Here is a 9,563-nt window from a genome sequence, read left to right on the forward strand (position 1 = left end):
CCTGCGTCCGCCGCGACCCCATCGCGCCCACGTAGCCGGCGCCGGACCGCAGCGCGGCGAGCACCAGGTCGGCGTCGAACCGGTCGTCGTGCGCCATCACGCAGACCACGTCGCGACCGCCGAGACTCTGCTGCGCGAGGTGCCGGACGGGCCAGTCGACGATCACCTCGTCGGCAGCCGGGTGGCGCCGCGGGGTGGCCAGCACCGCGCGGGCGTCGCACACCGTCACGCGGTAGCCCGCGGCCCGGGCCACGACGGCGAGCGCGGCGGAGAACTCGAGCGCTCCGTAGACGACCATCCGCGGCGGGGCCGACGCGACCTCGACGAACACCTCGACGCCGCCGTCGGGACCCATGACCCGCACGAGGCCCGACCGCTCGACGTGCGGCAGCCGATCGGGCAGCGGCCCGTCGAGGGCGGTCGCCATGACGGCGTCGTCCCCGCGCGCCGCCGCAGCCAGCAGCGGCACGTCCTCGGGACCGACCAGGCGGGCGTGCACGCGGAGCACCCCGCCGCAGGTCAGACCGACGGCGAACGCGTCCTCGTCGGTCACGCCGAACTCCTGGAGCCCGGGCGCGCCACCATCGAGCACGGAGGTACAGAGCTCGTACAGCGCGCCCTCGACGCACCCGCCGGCGACGCTCCCCACGGCCGCGCCCGTGTCGTCCACCGCCATCGATGTCCCGACGACCGTCGGGGCGCTGCCCGTCATCGACACGACCGTGGCGACCGCGACCCGGTGGCCGGCACTCAGCGTGGCCAGCAGGCGGTCTGCGATCTCGAGCACGGCCGTCACCTCCCGGACTCAGGGCGCTCGCGGGTGCGCTCGCAGGGTGCGACGAGCCTAGGACGTGTCTCCGAAAGGTGCGCGCAGCCAGGCAAGGATGGCCGCAATGACTGCGCCGCCGCGGTAGACGGTGGCGAGTTTGTCGTAGCGGGTCGCCAGACCGCGCMAGTGCTTCAGGGCGTTGAACGACCGTTCGACGACGTTGCGGCCGCGGTAGGCGAGGGCGTCGTAGGTGACCGGCCGGCCGCCGCGTGAGCCGCGGGGCTTGCGATTTCCCTGCTGGTCGCAGGGCTCTGGGATCACCGCGATGATTCCGCGACGGCGGACTTCGGCGCGGCTCGCCCGTGAGGAGTAGGCCTTGTCTGCGAGCACCGAGTCGGGGCGGGTCCGCGGTCGGCCCGGCCCCAGGCGCGGGACCCGGATCGCGTTCAAGACCGGCAGGCACATCGGAGCGTCGTCGCCCTGCCCCGGCCCGACGAGCACCACCAGCGGGCGGCCCATGCCGTCGACGGCGTGGTGGACCTTGGTGGATAGCCCGGCCCGGGAGCGGCCGATCGCATGGTCAGGCGGCTCGAGTCTCTGATTCATGTGATTCGCCTGGGCCCCCGTGGTGCGGGGCAGGGTCGCGGCGTGTTGATGGGTGCGGTTGATCGTGGAGTCGATGCTCACCGACCAGTCGATCTGACCGGCTGCATCGGCCTGCGCAAGCAGCCGGGTCAAGACTGAGTCCCAGGTCCCATCGATGCTGAACCGCCGGTGACGCTTCCAGACCGTTTGCCATGGCCCGAACTCAGCCGGCAGATCGCGCCACGCGACCCCGGTTCGATACCGGTAGACGATCCCCTCTAGGAGCTGACGGTGATCACGAACGGGCGGCCCTGCCGGCCGTCAATGGACGGGAGTAGAGGCGCGATCTGCTCCCACTGGGCATCACTGAGCGCTGCGCGACGAGACACCACGACAGCAGCAGCGAGCTCGAGGCCGAAGTCACGGGGGCTCGCGGCCTCGACCCGCCGCCGGTGACCCGTTCGGCTCGACCACGTCCGGTCTGGCCGCTGCTATGCGTGCGCCAGGAAGGCGGTGAACTCCTCACCGGGCTCGCCTTCGGCAAAGGCCCTCGGTGGCTCGATATTCCGAACGGTTAAGCCAGCCTCCGACGCGAGCTCGGTGATGGTGCGCCTGGTCTGCCAGTGGATCACCCATTCACGGTCGACTCGCTCCGGCGGACCGGTGGTGGGGATCCGCTCGTAGGTCACTGCGGTCCGTCGGGTACGAGTTGGCAGGTCGTAGTCCTCGGACACCGGTGTGTAGCGAAGGACGGCGCCGGTGTCGTCGAAGGCTTCGCGGGCTGTCCCGAGCTGTTCGACGGGCGTGGGCCCTGCAACCCACAGGGGAACCATGACCGTGCCGTCCGGCGCAAGGTGGCGACCGAAGACCTGGAGCGCGCGCAGCGCCACCTTGTCATCGGGGAGCAGCTGGAAGGTCGGGCCGGCCAGGTATATCGACCGGTACTGCCGGTCGAGGTCCATCTCTTCCATCCGCGCCACGGAGAGCCTGACGTCCAGTCCCTGCTGCCGGGCCGCCGCCCGCGCTTGGTCGATCATGTCCCGCGAGGAGTCGACGCCGTCGACRTCGAGCCCCTCGTTGACCAGGTCGAGCAGTGGCTGACCGGCGCCGCACCCAACTTCCAGACCTGGCTGGCCGTGCGCCCGTACGAACGCGGCGTACCGGGCGGGATCGAAGGTCTGAGCCTTCAGTGCCGAGTAGGCCTGAACGACAAGGCCGGTGTAGAAGTCTGCGGGATCGGTCACGCGGTGGTACCTCCACGGGTTGGTAGTCGAGCGCGCATCATCGAAGCATCCCAAGCCGTCGAGCAAGCCGGAGTGCCTATCTGGACGAGTTGGGAGACACGTCCTAGACCGCCGTCGAACGGCCGCGAGTACCGTCGACTGCGCGGGGCACCTCGTCCTCACCGGCGTCCCGGGAGGAGGAAACGCGCGTGTCACATCACCCAGGCACACTGCGGCAATGACCGCCCGACTACACGCCCACCAGTACGGCAAGGCCGAGACGCGCGTGGTGCGGATCGAGCGCGACTCGCCGCGCCACGAGATCCGCGACCTGAACGTCTCGACGGCCCTGCGCGGCGACTTCGCGGCCGCCTACCTCGACGGCGACCAGTCGGCGGTGCTGCCCACGGACACGCAGAAGAACATGTCGTTCGTCTTCGCCAAGACGCACGGGATCGACTCGCCGGAGCAGTTCGCGACGCTGCTCGCGCGGCACTTCGTCGACCACGTCGCTCCCGTCTCCGGTGCTCGGGTGGACGTCGAGGAGTACGCCTGGGTGCGCGCCGTGGTGGACGGCGCCGAGCACGACCACACGTGGGTCCGCAGCGGGCAGGAGGTGCGGACGGCGTCCGTCACCACCGACGACGCCGGCGCGACCGTCATCGCCGGCCTGCGCGACCTCACGGTGCTGAAGTCGACGGCGTCGGAGTTCCGGGGGTTCCTGCGCGACGAGTTCACGACGCTCGTCGACGCCGACGACCGCGTGCTGGCCACGTCGCTGACCGTGCAGTGGCGCTACGCGAGCACCGACCTCGACTTCGACGCGACCTACGCCGCCGTCCGTTCCGTGATCCTCTCGACGTTCGCGTCGGAGCACTCGCTCGCCCTGCAGCAGACCCTCTGGCAGATGGGCGAGGCGGTGCTCCACACCGTCGCCCAGGTGGTGGAGGTCCGCATCGCCGCACCCAACAAGCACCACTTCCTGGCCGACCTGAGCCCGTTCGGGCTCCCGAACCCGGGCGAGGTCTTCTTCGCCGCCGACCGGCCGTACGGCCTGATCGAGGCGGTGGTCGTGCGCGAGGGCGCCCCCGATGCGGGCGATGCATGGATCCGTTCGGTGGGCGCACCGTGACGCGCACCAACCGTCCCACCGCGACCCTGGGAGGTGGCGCATGAGCCCCGACGACGAGAGCTGGCTGTCCCAGGCGGTCGCCCTCGCGACCGCCAACGTGGCCGACGGCGGCGGTCCGTTCGGCGCGGTCGTCGTGCGCGACGGCGAGGTGATCGCGGTCGGCCAGAACCGCGTCACACGCGACAACGACCCCACCGCGCACGCCGAGGTCCAGGCGATCCGTGCGGCGTGCCGAGCGATCGAGAACTTCTCACTCGCGGGCGCCACGGTCTACTCCTCGTGCGAGCCGTGCCCCCTGTGCATCGCCGCCTGCCTCTGGGCCCGGGTCGACCGGGTCGTCTTCGCCGCCGACAGGACCGACGCCGCGCGTGCAGGATTCGATGACCGGGCCTTCTACGAGCTGTTCGCCAGCCACCGCGACACCTGGCCGATGCCCGTCGACAACCACCGGGTTCCCAACGCGTCCGAGCCCATGGACGCCTGGCTGGCCCGCGGCGCGCGCATCGAGTACTGACCTCGGGCCGCTCGGCTGCCCGCCCTAGCTCCCCCGGTACGTCGAGTACGCGAACGGGCTCAACAGCAGCGGCACGTGATAATGCCCGCCATCCACCACGTCGAACACCACCACCACCTCCGGGTGGAACCCCACCTGCCCGGTCGCCGCGAAGTACGCAGCGGTGTCGAACGTGAACCGGTACCGCCCGGGCGCGACGTGATCAGGCCCCAGGGATCGGGCGCGCCCGTCGTCGTCGGTGACCCCCGAGGCCAGGTCCGTCCACTGCCCGGCGTCGAACGCCGAGAGACGGACCGGCACCCCCGCCGCGGGCCGCCCGAGCGCAGTGTCCAGGACGTGCGTCGTCAGCTGGCTCATGACGCGAACAGGGTGCGCAGGCGCAGGAGCGCGATCTGGCGGAGCTGGTCGGCGACCTCGGCGGACTCGGCGCCGTCGGTGAGCTGGAGCCGTCGGTGGAGCTCGGCCAGGATCTCGGGCCGGCTGCGACCGGCGGCGCGGATCAGGAAGATGCGACCGAACCGCTCCTCGTAGGCACGGTTGCCGTCGGCCATCGCGGCGACGAGTGCGGGGTCGTCGGTGGTGGACGCGGCCTGCTCGGTTGCGGAGAGCCCGGTCGACCTCTCCCCGATGCGGGGGTGGGCGCCGAGCGCCTCGTCGACCTCGGCCGGGCTCAACGAGCGAGCCGCGAGGTCACCGACCCCGACGAGCGCGTCGACCGAGGGGTACGGGCAGCCCGACGCGACCTCGTCGACCCACCGGGCGACGTGCAGCGCGGTGGCGAGCCGCTCGCGGGTGTCAGGTCCGTCGTCGATCATCCAAGCCGCCCTCCGGTAGCGCTCCGCACTCGCGCACTGGCACCGTACGGGACGTGCCTCCCACCCACGCAAGCCTCTGCGGGATCGTGCTCGCCGCGGGCGCGGGCACGCGGCGTGGCGGCCCCAAGGCCCTGGTGGTCCCCTGGCTCGCCGACGCCACCCACCTGCTGCTCGACGGAGGCTGCGACCACGTCGTGGTGGTCCTCGGCGCGGCGGCACACGAGGCGCGGGCACTCGTGCCCGACGACGAGCGGGTCATCGTGGTCGTCGCCGAACGCTGGGCGGACGGCCTCGCGGAGTCGCTGCGCACCGGGCTCGCTCACGCCACCGGCGACGCGGCCGTCGTGACCCTGGTCGACCTGCCGGGCACCCCGGTCGACGTGGTCCGTCGGCTGCTGGCCGCCGACGGGGAGCTCAGGCAAGCCGTCTACCAGGGCAGGCCCGGACATCCGGTGGTCATCGCCGCCGACCACTGGCTGCCCCTCGCGGCCACCCTGCGCGGCGATCGCGGCGCCCGCGGCTACCTGGTGCGGCACGGCGTCGTCGAGGTCGAGTGCGGCGATCTGCACGACGGACTCGACGAGGACGTGTCGAGAACGTGAGGCCCCGCGCGTCAACCCCCCGACAGCACCCCGCAACCCCAGGAGGCACCCCGTGAAGTACCTCATCCTCATCCACTCGAACCCCAAGCCGTGGGCGCACCCGACGTCCCGGTTCACCGACGAGGGCCGCGCGCTGCCCGTCGCCGAGCACGAGGCGGCCGACCGGCAGTTCGACTCCCTGCTCGGCGAGCTCTCCGCCAGCGCCGAGCTGGTCACCGCGGAGGCCCTGGCCGACCCCGGGTCCGCCACGGTCTACCGCTGGCGCAGCGGTAGCTCGCTGGCGAGCGAGGGGCCCTACGCGGAGACGCAGGAGCACCTGGCGGGGTTCTTCCTCGTCGACTGCGCGTCCCGCGAGCGCGCGGAGGAGGTCGCCGCGCAGTTCGCCGGGCCCGGGAGCGTCGCGGAGCTGCGGCCGGCGTACGTCTGGGAGTGACGGGGGGCCCTTCGTCCCACCTGTCGAGACACCGGCAGGTGGACGATCGGGAGCGTGAACGCACCGTGGTGGCGACTGGCAGCAGAACGTGAGCAGACGAAGGAGTGCGGGACCGTCGTGGTCGACCGCACGGACGACGCCTCGGACCTCCTCCCCCCGTTCTACGACTGACCCGTCGCGTCACACGGTCTTCGAGCGCGTCTCGAACTCCTCGGAGACCGGCGGCAGCAGGCAGAACACCAGGCCGACCGGGTCCGCCATGACGGCGTAGTCGTCGTAGCGCGTGCGCAGGGTGGCGCCGAGCCCCTCCAACCGCGCGATCTCGGCCTCGAGGTCGTCCGTCTCGATGTCGAGGTGGTAGCGCGGCGTCGGGTCGTCCCCGATGTCCTGGGTCGCCACGTGCGGCAGCGAGGCGGCGTCCCGGAGCCCGACGAAGGGCTCGTCCGGGACCGGGTGGGGCGTCGCGGCGAGGGCGCCCGACCAGAACGCCGTGACCGCGTCGACGTCCTTCGAGGGAGCGTCGATGATGACCTCCCGGAGCATGATCCGGTGCATGACGGCACCCTAGTGTCAGAGGTACGTTCGAACATGTGTTCGTGCGCTCCACGATCCTGCATGCCGACCTCGACGCGTTCTACGCGTCCGTCGAGCAGCGCGACGACCCCCGCCTGCGCAACCGCCCGATCGCGGTCGGCGGCGGGGTGGTTCTGGCCTGCTCGTACGAGGCCAAGCGCCGCGGCGTGAAGACCGCGATGGGCGGTCGGCAGGCGCGCGCGCTGTGCCCGGACCTCATCATCGTGCGGCCGCGGTTCGACGCGTACGTCGAGGCGAGCAAGGCCGTGTTCGAGCTCTTCCGGCAGACGACCCCGATGGTCCAGGGCGTCTCCATCGACGAGGCGTTCCTCGACGTCGCCGGCCTGCACCGGATCGACGTCGCACCGGTGGACATCGGGGCACGGCTGCGCGCCCAGGTCCGCGACGTCGTCGGGCTCCCCATCACCGTCGGGGTGGCACGGACGCCGTTCCTGGCCAAGGTGGCGTCGCGGGTGGCCAAGCCGGACGGGCTGCTGCTGGTGCTCCCGGCCGACGAGGACTCCTTCCTGCACCCGTTGCCCGTCGAGCTGCTCTGGGGCGTCGGTGCGGTGACCGCCGCGAAGCTGCACGCGTACGGGCTGTTCRCCGCCGGCGACGTCGCCGCGCTCCCGCGCTCGGTGCTCACCGGCACGCTCGGCCCGGCCGCCGGTGCCCACCTGTACGCGGTGGTGCACGGTCTGACCCCGGCGCGCGTGGTGGTGGGCCAGTCGCGCGGGTCGATCGGGGCGCAGCGCGCGATCGGGCACGGTCCGCACGATCCCGCGTTCGTCCGGGCGGCCCTGCTCGGGCTCGTCGACCGGGTGTGCCGGCGGATGCGCAAGGCGGACCGGATCGCGCGGACGGTGGTGCTCCGGCTGCGTTTCGAGGACTACACGAAGGCCACGCGCTCGCGCTCGTTCGCCACCGGCACGGACTCCTCGGAGGACATCGCGGCCGCGGCCCTCGGCCTCCTGGACGCCGCCGGTCCGCTGATCCGCGAGCGCGGGATCACGCTGGTCGGCGTCGCGCTGACGGGCCTCTCGTCCGACGAGTTCGTGCAGCTCGCGCTGCCGCTGGACCACCCCGACCACGGCGGGCTCGACGAGGCCGTGGACGCCGTCGCCCTGCGCTTCGGCACGCAGGCGGTCGTGCGCGCGAGCCTGCTGCGCCGGGGCGAGGGGATCGCGGTGCCGCTCCTCGAGTGAGGACGGCCCCACGATCCCCCCGGTGTCACGGCCGGATCTCGTACGCGACGTTCAGCGCGCTCGTCGCGGCCCGACGGAAGCGGGTGAACCCCGCCGCCGCGGCGATCTCCCGGATCGCGGTCTCCCCCGCCTGCGCACCCAGCGCGTAGCCACCGGGCTGCGAGAGGCTGTTCGGCACGCACAGGAACAGCGACCCGGCGTAGTACAGCCGACCGACCGGGTGGAGGTTCTCCTCCAGCGCGTCGGACGCGGCGGGCTCCACCACCAGCCACGTGCCGTCCTCCGCGAGCGCGGACCGCACCCGCCGGGCGGCGGCGACGGGGTCGCCCATGTCGTGCAGGGCGTCGAACGTCGTCACGAGGTCRTACCCGGAGCCGCTGAAGTCCTGCGCGGTCGCCACCTCGAAGCCGACGCGACCGGTCACCCCGGCCTCGGCCGCCTTCTTGCGCGCGAGCTCGACGGACTCCCGGTGGTAGTCGGACCCGAGCACCCGGGTCCGCGGGAACGCCTGCGCCATGAGCACCGACGTCGAGCCGAGCCCGCAGCCGATGTCGGCGACGCGTCCGCCGTCGACCAGCTTCTGCTCGACGCCCTCGAGCGCCGGGATCCACGTCGGGATCAGCTCGGCCACGTAGCCGGGGCGGTAGAACGCGTCGCAGCCGACGAACACGTCCTCGTGGTGCTCGTGCCAGCCGACACCGGCGCCCGTGCGGAACGCCTCGGTGAGCTGCGGCTCGGCGCGCAGGTACCCGACCCCGGCGACGAACGCAGCCGACACGTTCGGGCCGTCGGGGTCTGCGAGGCAGTACGCCTGCTCCTCGGTGAGCGAGAACTGCGCGGTTGCCGGGTCGTACGTGACGTAGCCGCCGGCCGCCTGGTTGCGCAGCCACTCGGTCAGGTAGCGCTGGTCGTACCCGGTCCGCTCGGCGAACCCCTCGGCCGTCGCGGGGCCGTCGGCCAGCGCGCCGTACAGCCCGAGCCGGTGGCCGATCACGACCGCGCCCGCGGAGCCCGTCGCCCCCATGTCCGTGATGACCTGGCCGAGGAAAGCCCGCACCTTGTCGTGGTCCATCTGTCCTTCTCCTTCGTCTGTGCCCGGCCGGTCGCCGGGATGGGACGAGGCTCGCGGGAGCCGCTGTCACCGCGCTGTCACGGCCTGTCTCCGCGCTGACAGGCCGGGCATACTGGCGTCCATGAGCGCGACGGTCCCGTCGGTGCCGTTGCGGGTGGACGTGCTCGGCCCCCTCCAGGTGCAGGTGGACGGCGTCGTGGTGGACGTGCCAGGGCCCCGGCGCCGAGCAGTCCTCGCCCTGCTCGCCCTGGCCGAGGGACGCGCGATCACGGCCGACCTCCTGGTCGACGCCCTGTGGCCGACCGAGCCGCCGGAGTCCGCGCGCCAGGCGATCCAGACCCACGTCTCCCGGCTGCGCGCCCACCTCGGACCCGCCGCGGACAGGCTCGAGACGAGTCCGGGCGCGTACCGGCTCCGGCTCGGCGCCTCCGAGCTCGACCTCGCGCACGCGCGTTCGCTGCTGTCGAGCGCCAGGTCCCGGTCGACGCACGACCCGGGCGGCGCGCTGGCCCAGCTGCGCGAGGCGCACGCCCTGTGGCGAGGACCGGTCCTGGCCGACCTCGCGGACGTGGCGCCGGTCGCCGTGTCGATCGAGGAGTGCGCACGGTTGCGGCGGGAGGTCACCGACGCCCTCGTGGCG

13 protein-coding genes are annotated in these 9,563 nt (G+C 72.6%); 6 read left to right on the forward strand and 7 right to left on the reverse strand.

All coding sequences use genetic code 11. The annotated features are described in order from the left end of the window. The 3 genes from AC1DUQ_RS11060 to AC1DUQ_RS11070 all read right to left on the reverse strand — a co-directional run. Positions 1–787: XdhC family protein (locus AC1DUQ_RS11060; protein ID WP_477073794.1), on the reverse strand; the 787-nt coding region annotated here is incomplete at its 3' end. 57 nt (positions 788–844) lie between these two features. After that, positions 845–1,743 (reverse strand): IS5 family transposase gene (locus AC1DUQ_RS11065; protein WP_477073797.1). Its coding sequence is split into 2 segments (ribosomal slippage): positions 845–1,653 and positions 1,653–1,743, totalling 900 coding nucleotides; the frame shifts between segments, so codons are not numbered across the junction. A gap of 102 nt (positions 1,744–1,845) precedes the next feature. Beyond that, positions 1,846–2,598, reverse strand: coding sequence for a class I SAM-dependent methyltransferase (locus tag AC1DUQ_RS11070; RefSeq protein ID WP_477060687.1), 753 nt, complete (start codon positions 2,596–2,598; stop codon positions 1,846–1,848). Between the two features lie 217 nt (positions 2,599–2,815). Between AC1DUQ_RS11070 and pucL the strand changes: the two genes are divergently transcribed. Together pucL and AC1DUQ_RS11080 are read left to right on the forward strand one after the other, a co-directional pair. Then, a complete protein-coding gene (pucL, locus tag AC1DUQ_RS11075; RefSeq protein WP_477060686.1) occupies positions 2,816–3,709 on the forward strand; it encodes a factor-independent urate hydroxylase in 894 nt (297 codons plus the stop codon). Between the two features lie 40 nt (positions 3,710–3,749). Continuing rightward, entirely contained in the window at positions 3,750–4,223 is a 474-nt protein-coding gene (locus AC1DUQ_RS11080) for a nucleoside deaminase (protein ID WP_477060685.1), read from the forward strand. A 24-nt stretch (positions 4,224–4,247) separates the two neighbouring features. Here the strand turns inward: AC1DUQ_RS11080 and uraH are convergent, their stop codons facing one another. Then, positions 4,248–4,580, reverse strand: coding sequence for a hydroxyisourate hydrolase (gene uraH, locus AC1DUQ_RS11085; RefSeq protein ID WP_477060684.1), 333 nt, complete (start codon positions 4,578–4,580; stop codon positions 4,248–4,250). Continuing rightward, on the reverse strand, positions 4,577–5,038 hold the full coding sequence (locus AC1DUQ_RS11090; protein WP_477060683.1) for a 2-oxo-4-hydroxy-4-carboxy-5-ureidoimidazoline decarboxylase: 462 nt from the start codon (positions 5,036–5,038) through the stop codon (positions 4,577–4,579). The genes uraH and AC1DUQ_RS11090 overlap by 4 nt, the downstream gene beginning before the upstream one ends. A 53-nt stretch (positions 5,039–5,091) precedes the next feature. On the opposite strand from AC1DUQ_RS11090, the gene AC1DUQ_RS11095 reads away from it, so the two are divergent. Next, positions 5,092–5,640, forward strand: a complete 549-nt coding sequence (locus AC1DUQ_RS11095) for a nucleotidyltransferase family protein (protein ID WP_477060682.1) — start codon at positions 5,092–5,094, stop codon at positions 5,638–5,640. Positions 5,641–5,692: 52 nt separating this feature from the next. Next, complete coding sequence (locus AC1DUQ_RS11100) at positions 5,693–6,073, forward strand: YciI family protein (RefSeq protein WP_477060681.1); 381 nt, start codon at positions 5,693–5,695, stop codon at positions 6,071–6,073. Between the two features lie 180 nt (positions 6,074–6,253). On the opposite strand, the gene AC1DUQ_RS11105 is transcribed toward AC1DUQ_RS11100, so the two are convergent. Then, on the reverse strand, positions 6,254–6,628 hold the full coding sequence (locus tag AC1DUQ_RS11105) for a VOC family protein (RefSeq protein ID WP_477060680.1): 375 nt from the start codon (positions 6,626–6,628) through the stop codon (positions 6,254–6,256). A 41-nt stretch (positions 6,629–6,669) separates the two neighbouring features. Here AC1DUQ_RS11105 and dinB point away from each other — a divergent pair, with 41 nt between their 5' ends. Beyond that, positions 6,670–7,851: a DNA polymerase IV gene (gene dinB / locus AC1DUQ_RS11110; protein ID WP_477073795.1), complete on the forward strand. Its 1,182-nt coding sequence runs from the start codon at positions 6,670–6,672 to the stop codon at positions 7,849–7,851. 25 nt (positions 7,852–7,876) lie between these two features. On the opposite strand, the gene AC1DUQ_RS11115 is transcribed toward dinB, so the two are convergent. Next, a complete protein-coding gene (locus tag AC1DUQ_RS11115; protein ID WP_477060678.1) occupies positions 7,877–8,923 on the reverse strand; it encodes a class I SAM-dependent methyltransferase in 1,047 nt (348 codons plus the stop codon). Positions 8,924–9,044: 121 nt separating this feature from the next. On the opposite strand from AC1DUQ_RS11115, the gene AC1DUQ_RS11120 reads away from it, so the two are divergent. Then, positions 9,045–9,563: AfsR/SARP family transcriptional regulator (locus tag AC1DUQ_RS11120; RefSeq protein WP_477073796.1), on the forward strand; the 519-nt coding region annotated here is incomplete at its 3' end.

The organism is Cellulomonas sp. P4_B5_2 (assembly GCF_056402235.1).